The following is a 26,553-nucleotide window of genomic DNA, read 5'->3' on the forward strand; positions in this document are numbered from 1 at the left end:
TTCAAAAATTATTAATAAAATGAATTCAAAAACTGTAGCACAATTATTATCTCAAGATGTCACCTTGCAAGATGTTTCAATTAAAGGTTGGGTAAGAACGTTTAGGGCTAACCGATTTATAGCCTTAAATGACGGTTCTACCATTAATAATATTCAATGTGTTGTTGATTTTAATAATTTGGAAGAAGCTCTATTAAAGCGAGTTACTACAGGGGCAGCAATACATGTTACTGGAGAATTAGTAGAAAGTCAAGGTAAAGGGCAATCGGTTGAGATTGTTGTAAAAACTTTAGAGATTTTAGGAGATTCTGATCCTGAAACCTACCCTATTCAACCTAAAAAACACTCGTTTGAGTTCTTAAGAGAAAATGCACACTTACGTACTAGAACAAACACGTTTAGTGCTGTAATGCGTTTAAGATCATCATTGTCATTTGCTGTTCACAAATATTTTAACGAGAATGGTTTCAACTATATGCACACTCCAATCATTACAGGAAGTGATGCCGAAGGTGCTGGTGAAACGTTTAGAGTTTCAAATTTAGATTCAAAAAATCCACCATTAAATGAAGACGGTTCGGTAAATTATAAAGAAGATTTCTTCGGAAAAGAAACCAATTTAACCGTGTCTGGTCAGCTTGAAGCTGAAACTTACGCCATGTCTTTAGGTAAGGTTTATACGTTTGGACCAACATTCAGAGCAGAAAACTCAAATACGTCGCGCCATTTATCTGAATTTTGGATGATTGAACCCGAAGTTGCTTTTATGGATTTAGCGGGTAATATGGATTTAGCTGAGGACTTTATGAAATCTGTTTTAAGTCATGTTCTTGAGAACAACAGCGAAGATTTAGAATTTTTAGAAAAGCGTTTATTAGACGAAGAAAAAACAAAACCACAAGCCGAGCGTAGTGATATGAGCTTAATTGAAAAAATTAAGTTTGTAGTAGATAACAATTTTAAACGTGTTAGCTATACTGAGGCTATAGATATCTTGAAAAACTCTAAGCCAAATAAAAAGAAGAAATTCAACTATATTATAGAAGAATGGGGAGCCGATTTACAGTCTGAGCACGAACGTTTCTTAGTTGAGAAACATTTTAAATGTCCCGTAATATTATTTGATTATCCTGCAAATATTAAAGCGTTTTACATGCGTTTAAATGAAGATGGAAAAACAGTAAGAGCCATGGATATTTTATTTCCAGGTATTGGTGAAATGGTTGGCGGCTCGCAACGAGAAGAACGCTTAGATGTTTTAAAAGAAAAGATGAAAGCTTTAGATATTTCTGAAGAAGAATTATGGTGGTATTTAGACTTACGTAAATACGGAACCGCTGTTCACTCTGGATTCGGTTTAGGTTTTGAACGTTTAGTGATGTTTGCTACAGGTATGGGGAATATTAGAGATGTCATTCCTTATCCTAGAACACCACAAAATGCAGAGTTTTAATTGACATACAATAATATACCTGATAGATTTTTAAAACCTATCAGGTATTTTTTATTACATTTATAATCAACTAAAAATTTATGTCTTTAAAGCAGTTTTTATCATTTAAGCTTTCACAAAAGCTTTCGCCACAGCAGATTCAGCTTATGAAGTTGATTCAGTTGCCTACACAGGCGTTTGAACAACGTTTAAAGCAAGAATTAGAAGAAAATCCCGCCTTAGATACAGGTAAAGAATCCGAAGCTTCTGATGACAACCTGGATGAGTTTGATAATTCTGAAGAGAATTACGATGACAATGAAACCATAGAAGCTGATGATATCAATATTGATGAATATCTCAGTGACGACGAAATACCAGAATACAGAACACAAGCCAATAATTATAGTGCTGATGATGAAGATAAATCTGTGCCTTATGCCGCAGGCACCTCTTTTACACAACATCTCATAAATCAATTAAACACGTTTCGTTTATCAGAGCAAGAAGAAGAAATTGCGTACTTCTTAGTTGGTAGCGTTGATGAAAGCGGTTATATACGTCGTTCGCTAGCTGATATTACTGACGATTTAGCCTTTACACAAAACGTATATACCACTGAGGAAGAAGTGGAAAACGTTTTACACATTGTACACCAACTCGATCCAGCAGGTGTTGGCGCTCGCAATCTTCAAGAATGTCTAAGTATTCAATTGCATAGAAAAGAACAGCACCCAGATGTTGAATTAGCAACAACGATTATTGATAATGGGTTTGAGCAATTCACAAAGAAGCATTATAAAAAATTAATGCAAAAATTCAGCATAGACGAAGAGCAACTAAAAGATGCTATAGAAGAAATTGAACGCCTTAATCCTAAACCAGGTGGTTCTTATGCTGGTAACAACAAAATAGTAGAGCATATTGTTCCTGATTTTGCGATAAAGATTGTAGATGGTGAATTAGAGTTAACCTTAAATGGTAGAAATGCACCAGAATTACATGTATCACGAGAATACAACAACATGCTTAAAGGCTATAAAGAGACCAAAGAAAAGTCTAAATCTCAGAAAGATGCAGTTATGTTTATAAAACAAAAGTTGGATGCTGCAAAATGGTTTATAGAGGCTGTTAGGCAACGTCAGCAGACGTTATTTGTTACCATGAGTTCTATTATGCATTATCAAAAAGAATACTTCTTAACGGGTGATGAGCGTAATTTACGTCCTATGATTTTAAAGGATATTGCAGACGAAATTGAAATGGATGTTTCAACCATATCTAGAGTGGCAAACAGTAAATATGTAGATACACCTTACGGTACAAAATTGATTAAGGAATTCTTCTCAGAATCCATGACCAATGATCAAGGTGAAGAGGTTTCAACACGTGAAATCAAGAAAATATTAGAAACCGTTATAGAGGAAGAAAGCAAGAAAAAGCCACTAACCGATGAAGCACTTTCTAAAATATTAAAAGAAAAAGGGTATCCAATTGCGAGACGGACTGTAGCTAAATATAGAGAGCAATTAGATATTCCTGTAGCACGTTTAAGGAAAGAACTTTAAGTAGGCCTTGATGAAAGAATTCATATTAAAAGGTATATCGTTTGTTTTTCACCCCTTAATCATGCCGTTATTGGGTATACTTTTTTATTTCTCTAAAACGCCCCGTTATATCCCTGAACCGGTTAGAAATGCGAAAATATTTTCGATTGTTATCCTTACCATTATATTACCTATTCTTCTATTCTTTTTGCTAAAGACAATCAACAAGGTTAATTCTATTTATCTCAAGAGCACTCAAGAACGTTTAATACCGCTATTTATAAATTGTATTATAATTGTGCTCATTTTAATACGCGTACTGACACCTGAAGAAATCATAGAGTTATATTTTTTCTTTTTAGGCATCCTTATTTCTACATTAACCTGTTTTATTCTTGCGGTGTTTAAAATAAAGGCAAGTATTCACATGATAGCTGCTTCTGGCTTTTTCATGTTTGCCGTAGCCTTAAGTATACACTATCAGATAAATATCAATGGAACCATAGCCTTAATGATGGTTATTCTTGGAGCAATTGCAACCTCGCGTTTACATCTTAAAGCACATACTCCTCAAGAATTAATTTTGGGAATGTTTACCGGATTAGTTCCACAACTTATGCTTCTTAGTTATTGGTTATAAGATATAAAACATCAATCCTATTTTTAAGGATTTCATGTCTATAGATTCACCATCAAACTCAGCAGAACTATCAAAAATAGAATTCAGGCCATAATACACGTGAAAATTCCATGTGCTATAACCTGCACTTAAGGTTAGACCATATTGAACTTTATTAAAACTATCGATATTAGAAAGCTTCACATCGGTAACTTCACTTTTAAATTTTGAAGAGTTATACACCAAATACCCCATTTTGAATCCCGTATAAATACGCCAAAAACTATAATCACTTGCATTGGATGTTCTCCATCTAATTTCTAACGGGACCTCTACAAGATAGGTGGTAAACTTATTTTTTGACACATCATAATCACCTTCATCAATTTTAGTAAAAGAAATCGTGTTGTCAGTATCATCAATTAATACGTTCTTCTGATTGTATGAATTTGTTGAAACACCCATTCCTAAGCCTATCGCTACATTACGTTTATTGTTGATAGGCATATCTCTAATAAAACCAAAATGAAAACCTGAAGAAAAACCACTTTGAGAAATATCACTCGGTTTTTCATTGAGTAAGTTATAGGTCACAGAGGCATAGAATTGATCTTCTCTATAGTTTTCATCGTATTCGGAGGTATCTATAGTATAGCTTTGAGAAAAGCCAGAAAACGCTATTAAAGTGAATAAAACCAAAAGATAATGCTTCATGTATTCGTCTGATATAATTTTAACGTGGCAGATAATATGTACGCGTCATATATCTTTTCTTCTTAAGGATATAATCCTCGTATTTCATTGTGATAAAGCTACAAAATCTTTAATAGCTATTAAGCAAAAAACGTCCTGATTTCTCAGGACGTTCATTTATAAAATTAAGAATATAATATATTATTCCGCTTTCTTTGTGTTAGCAATATACATCACTTTTAATGCATTTGCTTTACGTAGTTCTTGCTTAATATCTGATACTAAACCTGCATTGGTATTCTTATCAACTTTAAGACCTATAACTACTTTACTTTGCAGTTCTTCATTCATTTCTCCAATACCTTGAAATACTGATGCCTGAACATCCTCTACTGTAATAAAAGCATCGTTAAATTGAATTCTTGGTTCAACACCAAATTGCTTATACTGACTACTAGGTTTACCTGCATAGATAAAAATAGTTCTATCTTTTTTCAGTTTTTCTACTTGATCCGCACTTGGCAATTGGTTTTCAATCATTAAAGAACTGTCTCTCATCACAGTTGCAACCATAAAAAAGAAAAGCAACATAAATACAATATCTGGTAGTGATGCCGTTGAAATTGCGGGCAATTCACCTTTATCTTTTTTTCTAAACTTAGACATATTTGTTACGTTTTATTTTTTATCAGGTTCTGCTTCAGACAATTTCATTGGGAATAATTTCTTAATGGTCTCTATACGCTCATTAAGAACTTCATCCTTACTAAATTGGTTCTTCTCTTTCTCTTCAAGCATTGCAGTAAAGACCTTATCCGCATCTGGATAATACTTTTTATAAAGTCTTGATGCTTCACGCTCTCTTAAGAAATTGTAAGCTGCAACCAACTCATTTTGTACATCCATGTACTTCTCATAAGTGGTTTCTCTATCGTGCTTCATTGAGATAATTGCTTTGTCAGGATGATCAGAAGAATCTTCTAAACGTTTCCCTTTACAATAATCACAAGATTCACCAGCTTGATTTGTTCCACCTCCATTATCTAAAAAATCTATTGTTGCTTGTCTTAGTTCGCTAATCGGAATTTCTTCTTCTTCAACTAAGAGTTGATTATTACGGTTAATATTAACCGTGAATAGATTTTTTTGTCTAATAATTGGTGGTTCAACTTCGGTGTCATCAATTGGTGGCAAACTTCTTAATAATCCTTTATCTTTCTCAATAGTTGTTGTTACTAAGAAAAATATTAGTAGTAAGAAAGCAATGTCAGCCATTGATCCTGCATTTACTTCGGGTGCTGCTCTTTTTGCCATGTTATATTATTTACTGATTACTTTTTTAACTCCTGAAAAAAGCATCGTTATTGCAGCAACAGCTAATAATATATAGAAAGCTACTAAACCAGCTCCTACTAGAGTTGATTGTCCATCTGTTGCAACGCCATCTTGTAATTTATACTGCATAGTGTCACCACCAGAAAGTACATAAGAAATTATCAATACTGCCGCAAAAGCACCTACACCAATCAGTGTATTTTTTAGTCCTGCTGTATTTGTGAATAGATTCTTTAAAACAAAAACCACCACAAATACTAAAACGAGTCCTAATATAATATAAGCTGTAATAGCTATCGGATCTACAATAGCAGTATCTCCTGCTAAAGCTGCTGCTTTTATCTCATCATCGCCTTCAGCAAGTATTCTTCCTAAAAAGATAATGCCAAGTACGCTTATGATAGCAGCTACTATTTTTAATATTTTGTGCATAATTGTTTTTTATTTTTTGTGTCTTACTAATAAATCCATCAATGTGATTGATGCATCTTCCATATCATTTACAATACTATCAATTTTAGCAATGATATAATTATAAAAGATTTGAAGTATAATCGCTACTATCAGTCCAAATACCGTTGTTAAAAGTGCTACTTTAATACCACCTGCTACTAAAGAAGGTTGCATATCACCAGCTGCTTCAATTTTATCAAAGGCTTGAATCATACCAATTACCGTACCCATGAAACCAAGCATTGGTGCCAAAGCGATAAATAATGAAATCCAAGACACATTCTTTTCTAATTGTCCCATTTGAACACCACCATAAGCTACAACAGCTTTTTCAGCAGCATCGATATCTTCGTCGGCTCTATCTAAACCTTGATAGAAAATAGAGGCAACAGGTCCTTTTGTATTTCTACAAACTTCCTTTGCAGCTTCAATACCACCAGAGTTTAGTGCATCTTCTACATTTTGTGTTAATTTTTTAGTGTTTGTAGTCGAAAGGTTTAAGAAGATAATTCTCTCAATAGCAATCGCTAATCCAAGAATTAAACATAGTAGTACAATACCCATAAAGCCTGGACCACCTTCGATAAAACGCTTTTTTAATTCTTGATGAAAACTCAAATCTTCTGAAGCTGTCACTTCATCTTGAGTTACACTTGTTACAGTTGCTGTTGCGCTTGCAAATGCTGTTGTTGCATTGGCATTAACAGTTCCGATAGCCATTAAACATGTTATGGCAAGGATAGAAAATAATCTTTTCATTTGTTCTGAATCTTAATTTTATTAGTTAAAGTGTTAAAGGTAAAAAAAAATATGCAATAATCACGTAAAAATATCAGCAGAGAGGAAGGGATTCGAACCCTCGATACCCTTTTGAGGTATACACACTTTCCAGGCGTGCGCCTTCGACCACTCGGCCACCTCTCTCTAAATTTTATTTCAAATTACATTGTGCCAAATAACGAAAAAATCTTCAAACACTAAAATTTAAACTGTTATTTTTAGGACATTTCTCCTCTTAAAGACCTTTCAAAAATTGTTTTGAATTCATTTTCAGCAACATTCTCACCTAAAAGGTACATTAATTTAGCAATTGCAGCTTCTATGGTAATATCTTTTCCTGAAATAACGCCAATTAGTTTTAATTGTGAACTCGTTTCATATTGTCCCATATTGACACTTCCACCTGCACATTGCGTTACATTAATAACATGTAATCCGTTGCTAATAGCATCTTTTAATAATTGTATAAACCAGGGCTCGCTTGTGGCATTACCTGAACCATAGGTTTCTATGATAAGCCCTTTAATTAATTTACTGGTAAGAATAGCTTCACAAATGGGTCTCGAAATACCTGGGAACAATTTGAGCACTCCAATATTAGTGTCCATAGCTGTTCGTAAAATCAATTCTGTGTTTGGTGTTGGTCTCCATAAATGTTCAGAATTCACTTTTAAATGCACACCAGATTCTGCTAAATGCGGATAATTTAACGACTCAAATGCTTCAAAATGTTCAGCATTTAATTTTGTAGTTCTATTACCTCTATAAAGTTTATATTCAAAATAAAGCCCCACTTCTCTAATTACTGGTATACCTTCAATATTTAAAGATGCCATTTGTATGGACGTAATTAAATTTTCTTTTGCATCTGTCCGTAAATCCCCAATAGGCAATTGTGAGCCAGTAAAAATTACAGGCTTGGCCAAGTTTTCTAACATAAAACTAAGTGCCGATGCCGAATAACTCATGGTATCACTACCATGTAAAACCACAAAACCATCATGATCTTCATAATTTTCCTCTATAATGGTCGCAATATCTCCCCAATATTTAGGATTCATGTTTGACGAATCTATAGGTTCTTCAAAGGAAATAGTTTCAATAGTACAGTCTAATAAGCGTAATTCTGGAATTTTAACAAGTAGACTATTAAAGTCAAATGCTTTTAGTGCTCCACTTTCAACATCTTTTACCATGCCAATCGTGCCACCTGTATATATGAGTAGAATATGTGGTTGTTTTGTCATTTAAATTCCGAATATAGCTTTTGAGTTTTCTGTTGTAACACTAGCGATTTCTTCTTCGCTTTTGCCGTAAAGTTCTGATAATTTCTCTAACACCTTACATACATAGGAGCTTTCATTGCGTTTTCCTCTAAACGGTTTTGGTGCTAAATAGGGTGCATCTGTTTCTAATACAATATGTTTCAAATCTATTTGATTGATAAACTGATCTATTTTACCATTCTTAAAGGTAACCACCCCTCCAATGCCTAGTTTCATATTATAAGATATTGCTTTTTGAGCTTGTTCTAAAGTCCCAGTGAAGCAATGAAAAATTCCAAATAAATCATCAGACTGTTCTTCTTCTAAAACTTCAAAAATTTCATCAAAAGCATCTCTACAATGAATAACAATAGGTAATTGATACTTTTTGGCTAGTTTAATTTGGTAGCGAAAAGCTTCTATTTGAATACCTAAAGTAGAGGTGTCCCAGTACAAATCAATTCCTATTTCTCCAATAGCACAAAATTTCCGTTTCGCTAAGAAGTCTGTAACAAGACTCAATTCCTCTTTATAGTTATCTTTTACCGAAGTGGGATGTAATCCCATCATTAAAAACACATGCTCCGGAAAATCCTTCTCAAGTTGAAGCATAGATTCTGTATAGCTAGAATCTATGGCCGGAATGAAAAACCGTGTCACATTAGCTTCAACAGCGCGTTGTATCATTTCTGCTCGGTCCTCATCAAAAGCATCACTATATAAATGGGTATGTGTATCTGTAATAATCATTTTGCAAAAGTAAAAAAGTCATCGTGGAATTGATGACTTTCAGTTTAGTATTTATTTTAGAAAAAAATCTCTTTAAATGGTATTCACTTTATATTAATCTAGCTCCATTAATAATTTTTGAGCAGATACATAATCTTCAGTGCCTTTTGGTATCGTTTTAAGTATTTTAATACTTTCTGAGGTATTATCTTGTTTTAAATAACTTAAAGCTAAAATCCATTTGGCTTTATTCCTATAAGCTGTATTCCCATTCATTATTTTATTAAGCACTATATCTGCTTCTTCAAACTGATTGGTTTCAACCAAAGCTATACCTTTATAGAGTTGTATTTCTAAATTAGTAAAATCGTCTTCCAAAATAGCGTTGAATGCACGTATTGCTTCTTCGTAGTTTTTATTATTAAAACTCTGTTCTGCCTTACTAAAATTAGTATTATCAGTACTTCGGACCGTTAAGCTAATTGGATCAAAATTATTATACTCCTCATATTTTGGACCTCCAAATTGATTAAAAACAAAGAACCCTAAAAGAATAACTACAGAAGCTGCAACAGCATACTTATAGAAATTAGATTTTGGATTAGGCTTAATTATGATATCCTCATCGTGAATGGCATTAAAATGCTGACTAGAAATCACATCTAAGTTTGCTTTAAAATCGAAAATTTCACGTTCGTTGGCAATTTGATGTTCTAGGTTTGAATTTAAATCCTTAAAAATCTCAAAGGCTTCTTTAAATTGAGCATCCGAATGTAATCGATCATTAAAAGCTACTAGGTCGTCTTTGGATAAATTACCTGCGAGAAACGCTTCAAACTGTATATAATCTTGTTCTTCCATAATTTTAATAATTCAGACGGTTAAATTTCGGTGAGGCTTGAACTAATTTAGTCAATTGCCCAATACACAACGATTTTTTCTTTCGTGCATAGGCATATGTGATATTAAGACTTTTAGCAACGTCTTCCATAGATTTAATTTTAAAAGTCGCTTTGAGCAAATCTTTACAGGCATCTCCTAATTGTAGAAATACCTCGTCAAATAGGGCTTGTTTATGTTCAAAAATTGAGGTTTCAAAAGATAATACTTGTGCATCATCATCTTTATATAACACATCGTCATCTATTGTTACCTCTTTTCGGTTACTTTTCTTCAATTGATTTAACCACTTTCGTTTACAGAGCAAGAAAAAATAGGCATCAAAAGGGCAAGTTAATTGGAGCTTGTTCTGCTTCGCTTGATTATATATAGTTATAATCGTTTCCTGAATAACATCTTGAGCATCATAAGCATCACCACTATTCTGCTTGATATAATTAATGATCTTAGGTGCAAACTTCTCATAGATTGCCTTAATAATAAAGGTATTGTTTTCAGCTAATCCATCAATATATTTTTGGTCGTCGTGTAATTTTTTTTCGCTCATGAACCCTTTATTTTCAACGAATTTAAAAAATCTTTATGTAATGAGGGTAACAATTTAAAAGGTCTTTTGATATAAGGGTGTAACAGTGAAACAAAACTGAGCAAACAAGAAGAAATAATTAATTAAAAACCCTCAATTATGAAACGTACACTTTTAATTTTCGCAACAGTAGCATTAGGATTTACAACTTTAAATGCTACGACAGCAACCTCGATTTTAACTAATGCAACCTCATTAGAAATCACCAAAGACAATATTATTGAAGTTTATGATTGGAAAGTCATCACTAAAAACGGAAAAAGCGAAGGCACCTCATTAAACTTAGAAGAAGCAAAACGCATGATTGCCTTATTCAGCGCTGGAGACATTATTATAGAAAATCAGATTACGAGCTATAACGTTTTAAGGTCTGAAGCCAAAGACACAACAAAACGACTTTACTTCTGGAAGGTAGAGAGTAATTATGGTCAATCTGAAGGCTTTGCATATTCACAAGCTGCTGCTGAAAGATTGATTGCCTTAGCGGCCAAAGGTGATATTATAACCTATAAAGTCATCGCAAGTAAAGATTATTAAAATAAACCATAAAAACAGGGTAACAATTTTATTACTCTGTTTATATAACTACAGATAACTATAAATTTAAATCATTATGAAAACAAGTAAAACCATTTACATCAGAACAAGTACGAAGCGTATTTTAACAAAAAAATTATTCAGCCTTTTTGCCCTATTATTAATGACCTCTTTACTTACAACAAGCTGCGACCCTACCGACGATGCAGATAATGTATTCCAAAATAATAACACACCTACTCCTTTAGAATTTGAAAACATGAGAGACCTTGCCATGGACAACCACACCCAAACATTTAGCTTTGACGCGGATGATGGGTACGTCTATTTAACTTCAGAAAACGGTGTACAAATTAGCATCAATTCTAACTGTATTACAGACAACGGAAATCCAATTACTGGAAACATCTCTTTAGAATATGTTGAACTTTTTGATAAAGGAAGCATGTTAACCACGAACAAACCTACTATGGGGAAATTACCTAATGGTGATAAAGCCCTAATAATTAGTGGTGGAGAATTCTTTGTAGAAGCCACGCAAAACGGAACTGTTTTAGACACTAGTTGTGGTTTCCAATTAATGATTCCTACAAGTTTAACAGGAGATGCTGACCCAGTTATGACGCTTTGGACTGGTGACATCGATGCAGATGGCAACTTAGCATGGGATGAAAATGAAGATAATGCCAATGGAGATGGAGGTTTATTTTTAGAAGGTGAAAATTACTATGCCATCATTGAAGGATTCGGTTGGACTAATGTAGATAAATTCTATAACGACCCAAGACCAAAAACAACAATTCAGGTTCAGCCACCAGCAGGATACAATAATGAAAATAGTGCCATATACTTGTCTTACGATGGCGAATTACCAGCCTTAGCACACTTAGATACTTATGATGAGACCTTAAATATTTTTAGCGAGCACTATGGACAAATACCAATTGGATTAGAATGTCACGTCATCTTTATATCTGAATCCGAAGGTGAGTGGAGATATGCAATTAAACCTGTAACTATAGTTGAAAACGATATTATAACTTTTAATTTAGGGGAGACTACAGTAGGGACAGAAGCGTCATTAACAGCTTTGATGAATGATTTACCATAAATGAAATATCCTACTTAGTTAATAAAAGTCAGAAATTAATTTTTCTGACTTTTTGTGCTGGGTATAAATGGGCTTAGTTTTTAATTCTTAAATTTAATCGCAATAAATGCTATCACATGAAACCTACAACCCTATTTTATATATTTTTTAGTTTTTCAGTTTACGGTTTTGCACAGCAAGACATAGCAACGGATACCACACGAGGAACGGCTACCATTGAACATAAAACCAATGGCAGTGAAACTGAGTTTAAAGCAAACGCTCCGCAACTCAATCAAATTGCTGGTGCGCCAAAAGCATTTTACACCAATTTTTGGGAATTTGGTGATGGTACGTTTAGTAAAGCGTTAGAACCTAAAAAAACGTATAAAAAAAATGGAGAATACACCGTGAGATTATGGGCTACGAATAACTATGATACTGGAAAACCACCATTAACACGACCAAAAAAAATAACAGTAGAAAATGCAAGTGACGATTTTGAAGATGAAGCCTCAATGGATAGTGCCTTAAATCTACAACGTAACAGAGAACCCATGCCAGATGAAGATATCGTTATTGTGTTTAGCTACAAAAACACAAAATCATACACCACTAACGGAAAATTCTTTCTGTTTTACAATGAAGCGAAATACAAAGCTGACAATTTTGATCTCATCGAAACCAGACCATACCACAACGAACGGGACATAACTGAAGATCTCGTATATAGTTCAAAATTTGATTCTGATGTATATTATGCCTCTGCAGAAGATAATTTACTGTCTCTAAAAGCAAAACCCCAAGACACAACAGTTCGCAGAAACCTACCTAAGACTTTAGAGGACGCAAAATTCGCTTACAGAAACTCTAGTCAACTACAATTTGACAACATGAAACCCAATGAAGAACGCCATGTATTTTACAGTTTAAAAACCACCAAAGAAATGCTAAAAGACACCTCAGCTATTATTTCGGTTAGAGGAGTCTATGTACCAGATAATAGTTACGATAATCACCATGTAAAAGATATGGAGATGGAAATTGTAACCTCTCACGATCCCAATAAAATGTCCTCTAATGCCTCGTTTCTAAATTATAGGTTAGTACGATTTAAAAAGCCTAAATTCAAAATTAGATTCCAAAATAATGGTAAAGGTCCGGCTACAACGATTCGTTTAGAAACTGATATTCCTGAAATGTTTGATAAATCTTCAATTGAAGTATTAGACATGTATCCTAAAGTGAAAATTTGTCCAAAGTATGATGTTGCTTATAGCTGTCTCGACACTACTTACACTGCTAAACAGGCGGTTTTTACTTTCAAAAACATCTATCTACCAGGAAGTGAGCAGAAAAATGTAAAAGAATACGATTCTACCAAAGGTTTTGTAAAATACCGACTAAAGTTTTCTAATGACTTTCATAAAAAGAAAACCAAATCCCGAACCGCTATTATTTTCGATAAAAACGAACCCATAATCACCAATTATTCTACTACACGTTTTTTACCTGGTATTTCTATTGGAGTCAAAGCAGGTTACAACTCCTTTGCAGATTTAAAAAACTCAGAAAGTTACTTTTTAGGAGCGACTATTTCTCCTTACAAATCCTATCGTTGGTATTGGCAAGTTGAGTTATTAAACAGTTTTCATAAGTTTGACAGCAACACCGAAATTACAGAAGAAATTGTCGATGATGGCGCCATCGGTTTTCCATACACGGAACGCACAACCACAAACAGGAGCTACAATAATATCGATTGGGAAATCCCCGTGCTAGTTCGGTATAATGTAAATAATTATATCGGTTTAGGAGCCGGAATTATTGGTACTATATCGGTAAACGAAAAACAAGAACAATCAGTTTTAACGGAGCAATTTGAAGGTCAAGGAGCCGATTTATTTCTTTTTGACAGTAGCACCACCGATGAAGAGGTCACAGAGTCCTTTACCAATTTCAGAAAAGGTTTCTTAGTAGAAGCTACAGCAGGTTTTGCGCGTATCGGACCAAGTCTTGGTGCACGTTATGTATTTAACTTAGAAGACAATTATAATTATCTACAGTTTTATGCCATTTGGAAATTCTAGTTTAAAAACAGTTCCATAATAAATGAAAAAAGGACTCATTTTAATTTTTATGTTGGTCTTCGGAACTTGTTTTGCTCAAGATTTGGAAGAAACAGTTTATGTGGCTACTGAAAATTTTAGTCAAAATCAAACAGTTGAAGGCCTAAATGAGCTAAATAAAACTAGTCTTCATATTGAAGCACAACTTAACACCAAAGACGAGTACTTTGCATTTATAAACCTATTAGTTCATAAAGCATACTATCTCAATACAGTAAATCGAAAAAAAGAAGCTATTACAAATTATGAGAAAGCATTTCAGCTTTATAATGAACATCACATTTTATCTTATGATATTGTAGAATACTGCCTTATTCCTTTAGGGATCCTCTATCACAAAACTAACGCCTACGTCAAAGCGGAACACACTATACGACACTACCTTCAACTATCGGAAAAACAAAATAATAAGCAACAGCAGATTTCTGGCTATATCAACCTCGCAAAACTGTACCAATCTTTAAGCAAACATCAACAGGTGATAGCTATCGTTACTAAAGGCTTAAAAATTGAAGGCTTAAAAAAACAGCAACAACGCAACCTAAATTATATAAAACGAAAAAGTGAATTGCTTTTAAAAACGAATCAAAACCGTTTATTATTAGAAAATGACCTTATTGTAACCCGATTTAATACTAGCACGATTGAAAAACTTCAACTCACTTACGAATCGGCGCTACAAAATGAAGATTATGATTTAGCCTACACCAGTCTTAACCGGATAAGAGCTTTAAAAATAAACAAACTCACCTCAGGAAGAAGCAGAGCACAATTCAGTTTTCAAGAAGCTCAATTACATTTTATACGAAACGAAAAAGATAAAGCCTTTACAAAACTAAAAAATTGCTTAGCAATTTTATTACCAAATTTTAATGGTATTGATTTACCGAATGCTAAAGATTTATATCCAGAAAATACCTTTATAGATGTTTTTGATTTATGGGCAGCATTACAAACCGAACCTGAAAAAGCACTGCAGAGTTATGATTTAAGTTTTTATGTTACTGAATTGCTCAATAAAGAACACACTAGTCAAGAAAGCTATATTATTAGTGCAAGCGTTAATAAAGATAGAAGTGAGAAATGTATTGCTTTGTTATATACTAAATACCAAGAAAAAAGAGATATTAAATACATAAGTCGTGCTTTTAACTATGCCGAATGCAATAAAGCATTAGCTTTAAAATGGCACATCAACAAAAGAACCCTTTTAGAGCAACATCCCACAGATCGTCTTTTACTGAAAGAACAAACATTACTAAAGCAACAACAACGACTTACCAACAGATTGCTTAATAGACCTCTAAATAATTCAAAAATATCAGTGCGCGACAGTTTACAACAACAGCTCATTACAACAAGTATAGACTTAAAACAAATACAAGATACAATTAACAAAGTATACGTTTCAAACGACTCTAAAGGGTTTGACATAGACCGTTTACAATCGAAACTAAAAACAGATAAGGCTTGTTTGGTCTCTTATTTTTACGGTAAAAATGGATTGTATCAATTTATGTTCTCCCCAAACAATATGGAGTTTAACCGGATTGATTTATCTGTTTTAGATCAACAAAGCATTTCGACATATATCAGCTATTTTGAAAATGCCTCAGCCATTAACAATACTATTTCTCAATTTAGAGATGATGCCTTCAACCTTTATGAATTATTAAAATTAAATGAGATTGGTAACTACCAAAATATAATCATTGTTGCCGATGGCCTATTAAATTTTATTTCTTTTGAAAGTTTATTAACGCAACAAACTACAGCTTCAAATTATGCTGACATGCCTTTTATGGTGAAGAAACACTGTATCGCTTACCATACAAGTGCATCATTTTATAATGAGAGCAAACCATATAAATTTAGAAATTCTGCACTCGGTGTTTTTCCTGTGTTTGATAATAGTAATTTGAAGCTCACCTACTCACTAGACGAAGCCGAACAATTAGATAACGAAGTTAAGACTGCGTTTTTAATGTATAATGAGGCTACTAAAAAAGATGTTTTAGAACAAATCAATACTTACAGTATTTTACACCTTTCCACACATGCCAATAGTGGTGATTTTACAACACCTGCCAATATTGGTTTTATAGATTCAAAATTATACCTGCAAGACCTATATAATCTTGATTTAACAAACGACTTGGTCGTTTTAAGTGCCTGTGAAACCGGAGTCGGCATGCTTCAGAAAGGAGAAGGCAGTATGAATTTAGCACGTGGTTTTAAATACGCAGGAATATCTAATTTAGTAGTTTCACTTTGGAAAATTAACGATTTATCTACCTCACAGCTCATGTCTAATTTTTATAGTGAGCTCTACAAAACTGAGTCTGCTTTTTCGGCCAATCAAACCTCTAAATTAATGTACTTAAATCATCCTGATATATCAAATATAAAGAAATCACCTTATTATTGGAGTGCTTTTATCTATTCAGGTGATTTAACTGCTGAAGAACCTGCGAATGTTTACAATATATTTAGTTATATCATCTTAGGCTTAATAATTGCGTTGTTATGTTGGTTATTAATTTTTAAACAAAAAACATGGAAACGTTAAAGGAGTTCCTCATAAATAAAGGCTATTCTAAAGTAAAATTAAAGTTTACTAAAACGAACCATTTTGAAATAAAGGCCACTATTAACGGTGTTAAAGGACGTTTTATACTAGATACAGGTGCGTCCAGTAGCTGTGTGGGATTTGAAGCTATTGACCGTTTTAACCTTAAAGTAAAAGATTCTGAAATTAAAGCTGTTGGTGCTGGAGCTTCTGACATGTTGACGCAAATCTCTACTTCGAATGCCATAAAGGTGGGAAAATGGAAAAAAAATCGAATCGCGTTAATTTTATTTAATCTCTCTCATGTCAACAACGGTTTAATAAGTCATGACGCAGACCCTGTGGATGGTATCATTGGTGCAGACATCTTAAAAAAAGGCAAAGGTATTATAGATTATGAAAAAAAATACTTGTATTTAAAATTATAACACCCGTTATCCGATTAAATTGGAATTAGAAATTTCATATGCTAAAGATTCTTACTACCTTTAAAATAATTAATAGCAAAAAATGAACCCTACGATTATTATAGCAGATGACCATCCTTTGGTCCTGAAAGGTCTCCACGATTTTTTAATAGAAAAAAAACATAATGTATTAGCCAGTGCAAAAAACGGAAAAGAAGCATTAGCACTTATAAAAGCACATACACCAGACATTGCCATTTTAGATATAAAAATGCCGTTTTTAACAGGCTTGCAGATTGCTGAAAAATGTAAAAATGATAAGTTAGCAACTAAAATAATTCTTATTACTTTCGAAAAAGACGAGAAGACATATTATGATGCTAAAGCCTTAGGAATTTATGGTTATGTCTTAAAGGAATTTGCACTCGTGGAAATTGAAAACTGTATCTCATCTGTTACAAAGGATAAGTCTTATTTCAGTCCTGAATTATTAAAATTTTTAGAATTAAATGCGTTACCTGACAACTTCGACTTATTAACGAATCATGAAAAAGGAATTGTAAAATTAATATCACAGAACAAAACTGGAGTTGAAATAGCAGATTTGCTTCGAATTTCACCTAGAACTGTAGAAAAACACAAAAGCAATATTATAAAAAAATTAAAATTGGAAAGTAAACAAAATAGTTTGCTCATTTGGGCAAAGGAAAATTCTAAATTTTTTGATACTTAATTAAAAAAAAAATGAAAACTACGTAAAGTTACGTATAGTATTGTATTATTATTTTCAAGACCTTTACATCATGTTACAAATGTAGGGGTTGTAACATACAATTTGCTATTAGTTAATTCTAAAAAACATAGGATTGATTAATTCTTAGGGATTATTTTGGCCTCGAACTTTGGTTCGAGGCCTTTTTTTATGAAAAAAACTCAAAAAATACGTAAAGTTACGTATAGTATTGTATTATAATTAGTTGCAACTTTACATCAGCTATTAATTCATACCTCAAATTAAAATCTTATAAGCTCTGAATAACTTATAATTCAGAGCTTTTAAAAAAACAAAACTTTATGGAAACAACAAAAAATGAATCTACCACAAAAAGTGATAAAGTATTTATAATCTTATTAATTGTTAGTTCAGTAATTGTAATATCAGCAAATATTGCTGTTAATTTCTTTAGTTAGATAAAGTTAGTTAAATTAGGTGCTCTTGGTAAGGAGCAAAAAAGCGCAACTCTATAGGAATTGCGCTTTTTGTTTTTAAACATTTATTTAAGACTTACATCTCTAATGCCTTCTTCACGTTATTATCCATTAATAACTCTTCAGGATTTTCTAAAGCTTCTTTTACAGCCACTAAGAACCCTACAGACTCCTTACCATCAATAATTCGGTGATCATAAGATAAAGCGACATACATCATAGGATGAATTTCTACTTTACCATCTACAGCGATAGGACGTTGAATAATATTGTGCATCCCTAAAATTCCACTTTGTGGAGGATTAATAATAGGTGTAGATAACATACTACCAAAAACACCACCATTTGTAATTGTAAATGTACCACCTGTCATTTCATCAACCGTGATTTGACCATCTCTAGCTCTAAGTGCTAAACGTTTTACTTCAGATTCAACTCCTCTAAATGTTAAGTTTTCAGCATTTCTAATCACTGGTACCATGAGTCCTTTTGGTCCTGAAACCGCAATACTAATATCTACAAAATCGTAAGTCAACATTTCCTTACCATCAATCATAGAGTTAACAGCAGGATACATTTTTAACGCTCTAACAACAGCAAGAGAAAAGAAACTCATAAAGCCAAGGCTCACGCCATGTTTTGCCTTAAAGTCTTCTTTGTACTTTTTACGCAATTCAAAAATAGGAGTCATATTTACCTCATTAAATGTGGTTAACATGGCTGTCGTATTTTTTGCTTCAACTAAACGTTCCGCTACTTTACGACGCAACATTGACATTTTACTGTGCGTTGTTCCTCTATTACCGCCAGTAGGAGTTCCCATAGATGGTACTGCTTTTACAGCATCATCTTGAGTAATTCTACCATCTTTTCCAGTGCCTGAAACAGAACTTGCATCAATACCTTTTTCAGCTAATACTTTCTTAGCAGCAGGACTTGCAGTGCCTGTTGCATACGTTTTAGATTCCGCAGCAACGGGTTGAGATGCTTCTTTTACAGGAGCCTCTTCCTTCTTTTCTGCTTTTGCAGGAGCTTCACCTCCTTCTGGTTTTGCCGCGCTAGTATCTATTAAACAAACAATAGCACCTACAGCAACAGCATCACCTTCTTCAGCTTTTAGTGTAATTGTTCCACTAGCCTCTGCAGGTAACTCCAAAGTTGCTTTATCACTATCGACTTCAGCGATTGCTTGGTCTTTTTCAACATAGTCACCATCTTGCACTAACCATTCTGCAATTTCTACCTCAGTAATTGATTCGCCTGGTGAAGGCACTTTCATTTCTAAAATCATGCTTTATTGTTTTATTTAAGCTCTAATTTGCGTTGTATTAATTCTTTTTTATCTCTGGTTGTTTTTGGTTTTATCAAAAACGTAATCTATAACTTCTTTGTGTCTTATTTTAGAACGAACCGAACTTCCAGCTGCAGGTGCACCATAAGGACGTCTACTCGCAACTCTAAATTGTTTAGCTTCATCAAAGTTCATTAACATGTGGCCATAAGCTCCCATATTTCTTGGTTCTTCTTGTGCCCAAACGATATCTTCTGCATGCTTATATTTTTCAAGTACTGCTCTCATATCTTTAGCAGGCAATGGAAATAACTGCTCTATTCTTACCAAAGCGATATCTTCTCTTTCAAGATTTTCTTGTTCCTCTAATAAATCATAGTAAAATTTACCTGTCACAAAGACTAATGTTTTTACCTTATCTGCCTTTGCGCTAGCATCATCGATTAGCATTTGGAAACTTCCATTTACAAATTCATCTACCGTAGACACCACTTTTGGATGACGTAATAAACTTTTTGGTGTAAACACAATTAAAGGTTTTCTGTAATCTGCCTTCACTTGTCTACGTAGTAAGTGAAACATATTTGCGGGTGTTGTACAATCTGCTACAAACATGTTATCCTTTGCGCACAATTGTAAATAACGCTCCATACGTCCTGAAGAATGTTCCGCTCCTTGACCTTCATAACCATGAGGCAACAGCATTACCAATCCATTCTGTAATTTCCATTTATCTTCTGCAGCAGAGATATATTGGTCTAACATAATTTGAGCTCCATTACTGAAATCACCAAATTGCGCTTCCCAAATTGTTAATGTTTCAGGACTTGCCATAGCGTAACCATAGTCAAAACCAACAACTCCGTACTCCGATAATAGCGAGTTATAGATATAAAACTTTCCTTGATCGTCGCTTAATCTATTGTGTAAAATAATTTCTTCTTCACTATCCTCAACTTTCACAACCGCATGACGATGTGAAAAGGTTCCTCGCTCTACATCTTGGCCAGACATACGAACATCATTACCGTCTAACAAAATAGAACCATAAGCCAAATGTTCTGCCATGGCCCAATCTAAACGATCTTCATCAAACATCGTTTGTCTCGACTCTATTAAACGTTGAATTTTTCTTATAAATTTTTTATCTTTTGGTAAACTAGATATGCCTTCTGCAATTTTTTTAAGCCCTTCTTTAGAATATGATGTATTCACTGGCTGCATCATCTTGTCTTCTTGAGCTGTCGTAAAATTAGTCCACTCATTCTGCATAAATGGTGTAATCTCTGTTTTCTTTACTTTACGAGAATCTTCAAGTTTTTCTTCAAGCCTATCTTTATACTCTTTTTCTATTTTAGTCACAAAGTCATTAGTAATAACTCCTTCTGCGAGTAAACGCTCTGCATAAATATCTCTTGGATTTTTATGTTTAGCAATAGCTTTATATAATAATGGTTGTGTAAATTTAGGTTCATCTCCTTCATTATGACCATATTTTCTATAACCTAACATATCTATAAAGACATCACGCTTAAATTTCATTCTAAAATGCAAAGCGAATAATGTCGCATGCACTACAGCTTCAGCATCATCTGCATTAACGTGTAACACCGGAGACAGTGTTACTTTTCCAACGTCTGTACAATAGGTACTAGAACGTGCATCTAAATAATTGGTAGTAAAACCAATTTGGTTATTCACTACGATATGAATGGTTCCGTTGGTTTTATAACCATCAAGCTGAGCCATTTGAATTAACTCATAAACCAAACCTTGCCCAGCAATAGCCGCATCACCATGTACTATTATTGGTAGAACTTGTGATGGGTTATCAGGATATTTATCGTCTTGTTTTGCTCTAACAATACCTTCTACAACAGCACCAACAGTTTCTAAGTGTGAAGGATTTGGTGCTATATTTAAATTAATTTTCTTACCTGTATCGGTTACACGATCACTCGTCCAACCTAAATGGTATTTCACATCACCATCAAAAACTTCTTGCTCGTAATCTTTACCATCAAACTCGCTAAAAATATCTTTAGCAGATTTACCAAAAATATTTGTTAAGGTACTTAAACGACCACGATGCGCCATTCCCATTACAAATTCTTTGACATCATAACCAGAAGCATGCTCAATTAAAGCATCTAAAGCTGGAATTAATGCTTCACCTCCTTCTAAAGAGAACCGTTTTTGACCTACATATTTAGTATGTAAAAAGTTTTCGAAAGACACAGCTTCATTCAATTTTCTTAAAATTGTTTTCTTCTGATCCGGTGAAAACTGTGGATGATTATCATTAATATTAAGCTTCTGCTGAATCCATTTAATTTCTTCAGGCTTTCTGATGTACATATACTCTACACCAATAGACTCACAATATACACGTTCTAAATGATCTATAATAGTTTGCAAAGTTGCAGACCCCAAACCTAAGACTTCTCCTGCTGAGAAAACAGTCTGTAAATCATTTTTTGATAATCCAAAGTTTTCAACTTCTAAGGTTGGAGCATATTTACGTCGTGCTCGTACAGGGTTTGTTTTTGTAAACAAATGACCTCTACTTCTATAACCATCAATAAGTTTAAGAACTTGAAATTCTTTTTGAACCTGTTCTGGAATTTGGGTGGAAACACCCTCAATAATTTCACCATCTAAACCATAATTTTCGGATCCGAAGTCGTAACCTTGAAAAAAGGCGCGCCAACTTGGCTCTACAGAATCTGGGTGTTTTAGGTATTGGTCGTATAAATCAGCAAAATATGCTGTATGTGCCGCGTTGAGAAAGGAATATTTATCCATTTTACTTTTTGAGACGTTGACGTTTCAACAAAATTTAGTCAAAAATACAACTTTTACTAAATATAGATAAGGATTTATTATATTTATAACATATTGAATAGAACTAATTATACTATGATAAATTTGAATCAATTTAATACGCATAAAATTATATTTCTCACACTTTTAATGTGTTTTATTACATTATTTTCATTTGCTCAACAACCAACGGTAAATAAGCAAAACTTTTGGAGTTCTGTAGAATATGGTGGTGGCATTGGTTTAAATTTTGGGGATGGTTTTTTTAGCAGCTCAGTGTCTCCGAATGCTCTTTATAGGTTTAATCCTTATGTGGCTACAGGTATAGGACTCAATTTCTCATATAGCAGTCAAAAAGATGTGTTTACATCTACTGTTTTAGGAGGAAGTATCATAGGGTTATTCAATCCTTACAGGGAAGTTCAAATCTCTACAGAATTTGAGCAACTACACGTCAGTCGAAAATTTGACGACAGATTCGTGACTAATTTAGAGGAAGACTATTGGTATCCTGCCTTGTTTCTAGGTGCAGGTTATACTAGTAATAATGTTACTATTGGTATTAGATACGATGTACTATACGACAACGATAAAAGTATCTATTCTGAGGCTTGGATGCCGTTTGTTCGTTTTAGGTTTTAATACATTTTGGCATCTAACTGCACCATTAACAAACATTGATACTGATAAAATTCATTACATAGAACACCAGTAACAATTATGGTTTCTATTTTTTATAAACGCCAACCATGACATGAGCAATCATTTAGGAACCGAATTAGATGTCGTATTCACTTATAAATGGACAAAGGACGTGAGTTTTAACGCCGGCTATTCGCAATGCTTTGCAACAGCAACTATAGAGGTCTTAAAAACTGGTAATAGGGATAACTCTAACAACTGGGCTTGGTTAATGGTTACGGTGAAACCTAGCCTATTTAAAACAAAAATAAACCATTCAAAAACGAATTAATTTTAAAGATCGTAAGATTTTTAATTGTGCCTTAAGACACCTGTAAACTCTTTGATGTCAATAACAAAAACTACGGACTTTTCATCAGAATCTATTTTAGCCGAAAACTCACTTATAAAATCTAAATCGCGCTGTTCTTTGCGCAAGATGACATCTTTTACTCCTAATGAAAACTCGTGCAACATGGCTTTTGCACTACTACGCTCTAGTTCTATGTAGGTACCATGAGCCACTACAGATTTCCAATTATCGATGGATGTAATTTCGGCAACTTCCAATGCTGCCGCATTATGTAGACGTAAGGCATTTACCTTGTGTCCATCACCAGAATAACAAATAATTCTATTGTTGGCATAAAAATAAGTCACTGGTACAACAAAAGGTTTGTCTTTATAAATATAAGCCAAGTGCCCTATGTAATTAAGGCTTAACACCAACTCGCATTCTTCAATGTTTAAGGATTTTATCATGATTTTAAGCTTTAATTATATTTAAATTCGACAGTACTTTAATGAGTATGTAATACCAATAATGGTAATTTCATTCTAGATTTTAGCTCCTTACTTGGTGAGGCACTAAATAAGCGTTTTAAAAATGGTTTATCTTGAGTGATAAATGCCGTTATATCAATGTTATTAGTTTGCAGGTAACTAGAAACAGCATAGTCTACAGGCACATCTTCAATAAGATAATACATGCTATCTAATAATGACAATTGTTCTTTATCTGCTAAAGCGATGTTAGAAGTTTCCTTTCCTGATGTGACTCTTAGAACATGTAGTTTTAATTCAAAATCTTCAATAAAATCTATAATAGCGTCCCGCAAATTAGTGTTTAATGTGCAATGCTTATTTAAAGATACTAAAAACGCCTTAACTGGTGAAAATTTATAATTGCTAGGTACCACTAATGTCTTGCAATTTACTTTTTCAACCACATTAATTGTATTGCTTCCAAAAATCACCTCCTTAACATTGGAAGCACCATTGCTTCCTATCACCACAAAATCTATTGAATATTTCTTAACTGCCTGATTTACGGCGTCGGTAAATGCATCATAATCAATGAGCAATTCAAAATGATAGTCTTTAGTTTTAGTATCATCTTTCAATTTTTCTAATAAAGCATTTAGTTTTTTCTTTGGTTTGTCCGTTATAGCATCGTGAATAGAATTTTTGGGAGAATTCAGTAAATCGTCCGACACATAACTTCCTAATTTATGTACATACATCACATAAAACGTACATGTTTTAGATTCAAAAAACTCCATAGCATACGTGATAGCATTTGTAGCATTCTTAGAAAAATCCGTGAGTAAAAGAATCTTTTTCATAATACATGAACTTATTCTTAAAACTAAATAAATCCATAAATACCCACAATGATATAAATCATGTATTAAATTTCGTTATCCAAAACTTATCACTTTATAGTTGTCTAGAAACGTTTAAGGCTGATGTATTAAATCTATATGAAGCAATAGAGCTTCTCTTATTATGTTTAAAAGTCTAGAAATAGAACTCGTTCTTTAAACCTAATATACAAGAGGTTCTTCTAACTCAAAATGTGGAATTAAATGATTAAAGGTTGCTAATTTAACCTTAAAAGTCTGCAGAGAATCTATCTCTTCTGAAATTTCTTTAGGACTTACCCGTCTATTTTCAGAAAAATAAATAGCAATAAAAATTGCTGCTTTTATACCGCATTGACAAGCTTTTAAAAACATCAATTAAGTTGTTATAGTTTTCAAAACTATAATTCCTAATTCAAATAAGATAAAACTATCCGATATGAATTAATTTAAAAATATTGAGATTTATACCACACTTTTTGCCATTCGCGTTGCAAAATAATAAAAGTAACATCTTCTGACAACTTTAAAGCATCACTGCCATCAAGTGATCTGATTTTAACTTCGGGTACATCTACAATATAAAGTAGATTTAAATAATCTGAAAATTTAGAATTGATAAGATTAAAAATAGTCTCTTGAAATACCAACTTTAGACTGGTCGGTAAGGTTTCTTCATCAAATTCTAAATCGATATTAGCAAAAAGCAGATCCTTATTAAGTTGAATAATAAGTTTCTTATAAAGCTGTAATGTCTCTGCTTCAATAATTAAATCTTCAAAATTTGACGGTAAATTCATTGGACTTTAAACTCGTCTATTCATTAATTGTTCTCCAAACAAGCGCAGCGATTGCTTTTTATCATCAGAAATATTTAGAGTTTCTAAAACCTCAAAAGCCTTATTGGTATAATCTTTTACCGCATTTAGAGTCGCCTCTGAAGCTCCAGAGGTATTGAATAACGCTTTTACCTTTTCTACTTTATTAGTATTAGGAAGTTCTGAATTAGACATAAATGTTTTTAAATTTAAAGTGTCATCGTCAGAACCTAATTCTATAGTTTTAAGATACAAATAGGTCTTTTTATTTTCAATAATATCACCTCCTACTTGTTTTCCAAAGGTTTCAGGATTTCCAAAAGCATCTAAATAATCGTCTTGTAACTGAAAAGCGATGCCTAAATAGCGTCCAAATTCATAGATAGCATTTTGATCTTCAATTGACGCTTTTGCTACAATAGCTCCCATTTTCATGGCAGCACCAACTAAAACTGCTGTTTTAAATTCAATCATTTTTAAATACTCTACGACAGTTACATCATCTCGTGTTTCAAAATCAATATCATATTGCTGACCTTCACAAACTTCCAAAGCTGTTTTACTAAATAATTTAGCCAAATCTTGAAATGTTTGCGCATCATAATTCTCAAACAATTGATAAGCCAAAATTAACATGGCATCACCAGAAAGAATTCCGGTATTTAAATCCCATTTTTCATGAACCGTTTGTTTCCCGCGTCTCAATGGTGCATCGTCCATTATATCATCATGAACCAAAGAAAAATTATGAAACACCTCTATAGATAAAGCGGCATCCAAAGCATTTTCCTTGGTTTCTCCAAAAACCTCAGCCGCCATTAATGTTAAAATAGGTCGTAATCGTTTTCCACCTAATTCTAAAATATAATTAATAGGATTGTATAAATTCTTAGGCTCTCGGTCTACTGTAAAACTTTCTAAATACTTCAGAAAGGACTTTTGGTACTTCTCAATATGTTGCATAAGACAAAAATAATGTATTAAACATATTTTAAACTAATGTTAGCCATGTTAAAA

The 26,553-nt window shown here is 33.2% G+C and carries 27 protein-coding genes and 1 tRNA gene; 11 read left to right on the forward strand and 17 right to left on the reverse strand.

Annotated elements, in window-relative coordinates:
* The first annotated feature begins 19 nt into the window (after positions 1–19).
* The 3 genes from asnS (at position 20) to KO515_RS18805 (ending at position 3,619) form a co-directional block, all read left to right on the forward strand.
* On the forward strand, positions 20–1,453 hold the full coding sequence (gene asnS / locus KO515_RS06550) for an asparagine--tRNA ligase (protein WP_215935585.1): 1,434 nt from the start codon (positions 20–22) through the stop codon (positions 1,451–1,453).
* A gap of 80 nt (positions 1,454–1,533) precedes the next feature.
* A complete protein-coding gene (gene rpoN, locus KO515_RS06555; RefSeq protein ID WP_215935586.1) occupies positions 1,534–3,000 on the forward strand; it encodes an RNA polymerase factor sigma-54 in 1,467 nt (488 codons plus the stop codon).
* A gap of 277 nt (positions 3,001–3,277) precedes the next feature.
* Positions 3,278–3,619, forward strand: coding sequence for a hypothetical protein (locus KO515_RS18805; protein ID WP_252723801.1), 342 nt, complete (start codon positions 3,278–3,280; stop codon positions 3,617–3,619).
* On the opposite strand, the gene KO515_RS06565 is transcribed toward KO515_RS18805, so the two are convergent.
* From KO515_RS06565 to KO515_RS06610, 10 genes are all read right to left on the reverse strand, one after another.
* On the reverse strand, positions 3,614–4,312 hold the full coding sequence (locus tag KO515_RS06565) for a porin family protein (RefSeq protein WP_215935588.1): 699 nt from the start codon (positions 4,310–4,312) through the stop codon (positions 3,614–3,616). The genes KO515_RS18805 and KO515_RS06565 overlap by 6 nt on opposite strands.
* Before the next feature lie 180 nt (positions 4,313–4,492).
* Positions 4,493–4,957 (reverse strand): ExbD/TolR family protein, encoded by a 465-nt coding sequence (locus KO515_RS06570; protein ID WP_215935589.1) that lies wholly within the window; start codon positions 4,955–4,957, stop codon positions 4,493–4,495.
* 12 nt (positions 4,958–4,969) lie between these two features.
* A complete protein-coding gene (locus KO515_RS06575) occupies positions 4,970–5,605 on the reverse strand; it encodes an ExbD/TolR family protein (RefSeq protein ID WP_215935590.1) in 636 nt (211 codons plus the stop codon).
* A 6-nt stretch (positions 5,606–5,611) separates the two neighbouring features.
* On the reverse strand, positions 5,612–6,058 hold the full coding sequence (locus tag KO515_RS06580) for a hypothetical protein (RefSeq protein ID WP_215935591.1): 447 nt from the start codon (positions 6,056–6,058) through the stop codon (positions 5,612–5,614).
* A gap of 9 nt (positions 6,059–6,067) precedes the next feature.
* On the reverse strand, positions 6,068–6,838 hold the full coding sequence (locus KO515_RS06585) for a MotA/TolQ/ExbB proton channel family protein (RefSeq protein ID WP_178986035.1): 771 nt from the start codon (positions 6,836–6,838) through the stop codon (positions 6,068–6,070).
* Positions 6,839–6,915: 77 nt separating this feature from the next.
* Positions 6,916–7,003 (reverse strand) — tRNA-Ser (locus tag KO515_RS06590).
* 74 nt (positions 7,004–7,077) lie between these two features.
* A complete protein-coding gene (locus KO515_RS06595) occupies positions 7,078–8,106 on the reverse strand; it encodes an asparaginase (RefSeq protein WP_215935592.1) in 1,029 nt (342 codons plus the stop codon).
* Positions 8,107–8,874 carry a TatD family hydrolase gene (locus KO515_RS06600; RefSeq protein WP_215935593.1) on the reverse strand — a complete coding sequence of 256 codons (768 nt, stop codon included), beginning with the start codon at positions 8,872–8,874 and terminating at the stop codon, positions 8,107–8,109.
* A 93-nt stretch (positions 8,875–8,967) separates the two neighbouring features.
* Entirely contained in the window at positions 8,968–9,714 is a 747-nt protein-coding gene (locus KO515_RS06605; protein WP_215935594.1) for a tetratricopeptide repeat protein, read from the reverse strand.
* A 4-nt stretch (positions 9,715–9,718) separates the two neighbouring features.
* Positions 9,719–10,300 (reverse strand): RNA polymerase sigma factor, encoded by a 582-nt coding sequence (locus KO515_RS06610; protein WP_215935595.1) that lies wholly within the window; start codon positions 10,298–10,300, stop codon positions 9,719–9,721.
* 138 nt (positions 10,301–10,438) lie between these two features.
* Here KO515_RS06610 and KO515_RS06615 point away from each other — a divergent pair, with 138 nt between their 5' ends.
* From KO515_RS06615 to KO515_RS06640, 6 genes are all read left to right on the forward strand, one after another.
* Entirely contained in the window at positions 10,439–10,876 is a 438-nt protein-coding gene (locus KO515_RS06615; RefSeq protein ID WP_215935596.1) for a hypothetical protein, read from the forward strand.
* Between the two features lie 76 nt (positions 10,877–10,952).
* Positions 10,953–11,987 carry a hypothetical protein gene (locus tag KO515_RS06620; protein ID WP_252723802.1) on the forward strand — a complete coding sequence of 345 codons (1,035 nt, stop codon included), beginning with the start codon at positions 10,953–10,955 and terminating at the stop codon, positions 11,985–11,987.
* Between the two features lie 116 nt (positions 11,988–12,103).
* A complete protein-coding gene (locus KO515_RS06625) occupies positions 12,104–14,056 on the forward strand; it encodes a PKD domain-containing protein (protein WP_215935597.1) in 1,953 nt (650 codons plus the stop codon).
* A 22-nt stretch (positions 14,057–14,078) separates the two neighbouring features.
* Positions 14,079–16,664 carry a CHAT domain-containing protein gene (locus KO515_RS06630; RefSeq protein WP_215935598.1) on the forward strand — a complete coding sequence of 862 codons (2,586 nt, stop codon included), beginning with the start codon at positions 14,079–14,081 and terminating at the stop codon, positions 16,662–16,664.
* Complete coding sequence (locus KO515_RS06635; protein ID WP_215935599.1) at positions 16,652–17,092, forward strand: retropepsin-like aspartic protease; 441 nt, start codon at positions 16,652–16,654, stop codon at positions 17,090–17,092. The genes KO515_RS06630 and KO515_RS06635 overlap by 13 nt, the downstream gene beginning before the upstream one ends.
* 82 nt (positions 17,093–17,174) lie before the next feature.
* Positions 17,175–17,804, forward strand: coding sequence for a response regulator (locus KO515_RS06640; protein ID WP_215935600.1), 630 nt, complete (start codon positions 17,175–17,177; stop codon positions 17,802–17,804).
* A gap of 552 nt (positions 17,805–18,356) precedes the next feature.
* Here the strand turns inward: KO515_RS06640 and odhB are convergent.
* Both odhB and KO515_RS06650 read right to left on the reverse strand, forming a co-directional pair.
* The gene (gene odhB / locus KO515_RS06645) at positions 18,357–19,571 is read right to left on the reverse strand and encodes a 2-oxoglutarate dehydrogenase complex dihydrolipoyllysine-residue succinyltransferase (protein WP_215935601.1); all 1,215 of its coding nucleotides are present in this window, start codon (positions 19,569–19,571) and stop codon (positions 18,357–18,359) included.
* 48 nt (positions 19,572–19,619) lie between these two features.
* Complete coding sequence (locus KO515_RS06650) at positions 19,620–22,376, reverse strand: 2-oxoglutarate dehydrogenase E1 component (protein WP_215935602.1); 2,757 nt, start codon at positions 22,374–22,376, stop codon at positions 19,620–19,622.
* 114 nt (positions 22,377–22,490) lie between these two features.
* Here KO515_RS06650 and KO515_RS06655 point away from each other — a divergent pair, with 114 nt between their 5' ends.
* Together KO515_RS06655 and KO515_RS06660 are read left to right on the forward strand one after the other, a co-directional pair.
* Positions 22,491–23,036: an alpha-ketoglutarate decarboxylase gene (locus KO515_RS06655; protein ID WP_252723803.1), complete on the forward strand. Its 546-nt coding sequence runs from the start codon at positions 22,491–22,493 to the stop codon at positions 23,034–23,036.
* Between the two features lie 112 nt (positions 23,037–23,148).
* Complete coding sequence (locus KO515_RS06660; protein ID WP_215935603.1) at positions 23,149–23,367, forward strand: hypothetical protein; 219 nt, start codon at positions 23,149–23,151, stop codon at positions 23,365–23,367.
* 20 nt (positions 23,368–23,387) lie between these two features.
* On the opposite strand, the gene KO515_RS06665 is transcribed toward KO515_RS06660, so the two are convergent.
* From KO515_RS06665 to KO515_RS06685, 5 genes are all read right to left on the reverse strand, one after another.
* A complete protein-coding gene (locus tag KO515_RS06665) occupies positions 23,388–23,837 on the reverse strand; it encodes a pyridoxamine 5'-phosphate oxidase family protein (protein ID WP_215935604.1) in 450 nt (149 codons plus the stop codon).
* 38 nt (positions 23,838–23,875) lie between these two features.
* A complete protein-coding gene (locus tag KO515_RS06670; RefSeq protein WP_215935605.1) occupies positions 23,876–24,700 on the reverse strand; it encodes a universal stress protein in 825 nt (274 codons plus the stop codon).
* 201 nt (positions 24,701–24,901) lie between these two features.
* Positions 24,902–25,093: a hypothetical protein gene (locus tag KO515_RS06675; protein WP_215935606.1), complete on the reverse strand. Its 192-nt coding sequence runs from the start codon at positions 25,091–25,093 to the stop codon at positions 24,902–24,904.
* A 74-nt stretch (positions 25,094–25,167) separates the two neighbouring features.
* Positions 25,168–25,518, reverse strand: a complete 351-nt coding sequence (locus tag KO515_RS06680) for a hypothetical protein (protein WP_215935607.1) — start codon at positions 25,516–25,518, stop codon at positions 25,168–25,170.
* A 6-nt stretch (positions 25,519–25,524) separates the two neighbouring features.
* A complete protein-coding gene (locus KO515_RS06685) occupies positions 25,525–26,499 on the reverse strand; it encodes a polyprenyl synthetase family protein (RefSeq protein ID WP_215935608.1) in 975 nt (324 codons plus the stop codon).
* Positions 26,500–26,553: the final 54 nt, after the last annotated feature.

Origin of the sequence: Winogradskyella psychrotolerans, assembly GCF_018860545.1 — a bacterium.
In the GTDB taxonomy this organism is placed as follows: domain Bacteria; phylum Bacteroidota; class Bacteroidia; order Flavobacteriales; family Flavobacteriaceae; genus Winogradskyella; species Winogradskyella psychrotolerans_A.

Bases quoted from the DNA above. Each gene is read 5' to 3' on its own strand.
- KO515_RS06655 (WP_252723803.1), top strand. From the start codon at position 22,491: ATGATAAATTTGAATCAATTTAATACGCATAAAATTATATTTCTCACA.
- KO515_RS06670 (WP_215935605.1), bottom strand. From the start codon at position 24,700: ATGAAAAAGATTCTTTTACTCACGGATTTTTCTAAGAATGCTACAAAT.
- KO515_RS06625 (WP_215935597.1), top strand. From the start codon at position 12,104: ATGAAACCTACAACCCTATTTTATATATTTTTTAGTTTTTCAGTTTAC.
- KO515_RS06615 (WP_215935596.1), top strand. From the start codon at position 10,439: ATGAAACGTACACTTTTAATTTTCGCAACAGTAGCATTAGGATTTACA.
- KO515_RS06640 (WP_215935600.1), top strand. From the start codon at position 17,175: ATGAACCCTACGATTATTATAGCAGATGACCATCCTTTGGTCCTGAAA.
- KO515_RS06600 (WP_215935593.1), bottom strand. From the start codon at position 8,874: ATGATTATTACAGATACACATACCCATTTATATAGTGATGCTTTTGAT.
- KO515_RS06650 (WP_215935602.1), bottom strand. From the start codon at position 22,376: ATGGATAAATATTCCTTTCTCAACGCGGCACATACAGCATATTTTGCT.
- KO515_RS06580 (WP_215935591.1), bottom strand. From the start codon at position 6,058: ATGCACAAAATATTAAAAATAGTAGCTGCTATCATAAGCGTACTTGGC.
- KO515_RS06605 (WP_215935594.1), bottom strand. From the start codon at position 9,714: ATGGAAGAACAAGATTATATACAGTTTGAAGCGTTTCTCGCAGGTAAT.
- KO515_RS06585 (WP_178986035.1), bottom strand. From the start codon at position 6,838: ATGAAAAGATTATTTTCTATCCTTGCCATAACATGTTTAATGGCTATC.
- KO515_RS06635 (WP_215935599.1), top strand. From the start codon at position 16,652: ATGGAAACGTTAAAGGAGTTCCTCATAAATAAAGGCTATTCTAAAGTA.
- KO515_RS06660 (WP_215935603.1), top strand. From the start codon at position 23,149: ATGAGCAATCATTTAGGAACCGAATTAGATGTCGTATTCACTTATAAA.
- KO515_RS06565 (WP_215935588.1), bottom strand. From the start codon at position 4,312: ATGAAGCATTATCTTTTGGTTTTATTCACTTTAATAGCGTTTTCTGGC.
- KO515_RS06680 (WP_215935607.1), bottom strand. From the start codon at position 25,518: ATGAATTTACCGTCAAATTTTGAAGATTTAATTATTGAAGCAGAGACA.
- KO515_RS06575 (WP_215935590.1), bottom strand. From the start codon at position 5,605: ATGGCAAAAAGAGCAGCACCCGAAGTAAATGCAGGATCAATGGCTGAC.
- asnS (WP_215935585.1), top strand. From the start codon at position 20: ATGAATTCAAAAACTGTAGCACAATTATTATCTCAAGATGTCACCTTG.
- KO515_RS06685 (WP_215935608.1), bottom strand. From the start codon at position 26,499: ATGCAACATATTGAGAAGTACCAAAAGTCCTTTCTGAAGTATTTAGAA.
- KO515_RS06595 (WP_215935592.1), bottom strand. From the start codon at position 8,106: ATGACAAAACAACCACATATTCTACTCATATATACAGGTGGCACGATT.
- KO515_RS06610 (WP_215935595.1), bottom strand. From the start codon at position 10,300: ATGAGCGAAAAAAAATTACACGACGACCAAAAATATATTGATGGATTA.
- odhB (WP_215935601.1), bottom strand. From the start codon at position 19,571: ATGATTTTAGAAATGAAAGTGCCTTCACCAGGCGAATCAATTACTGAG.
- KO515_RS06630 (WP_215935598.1), top strand. From the start codon at position 14,079: ATGAAAAAAGGACTCATTTTAATTTTTATGTTGGTCTTCGGAACTTGT.
- KO515_RS06570 (WP_215935589.1), bottom strand. From the start codon at position 4,957: ATGTCTAAGTTTAGAAAAAAAGATAAAGGTGAATTGCCCGCAATTTCA.
- rpoN (WP_215935586.1), top strand. From the start codon at position 1,534: ATGTCTTTAAAGCAGTTTTTATCATTTAAGCTTTCACAAAAGCTTTCG.
- KO515_RS06620 (WP_252723802.1), top strand. From the start codon at position 10,953: ATGAAAACAAGTAAAACCATTTACATCAGAACAAGTACGAAGCGTATT.
- KO515_RS06675 (WP_215935606.1), bottom strand. From the start codon at position 25,093: ATGTTTTTAAAAGCTTGTCAATGCGGTATAAAAGCAGCAATTTTTATT.
- KO515_RS06665 (WP_215935604.1), bottom strand. From the start codon at position 23,837: ATGATAAAATCCTTAAACATTGAAGAATGCGAGTTGGTGTTAAGCCTT.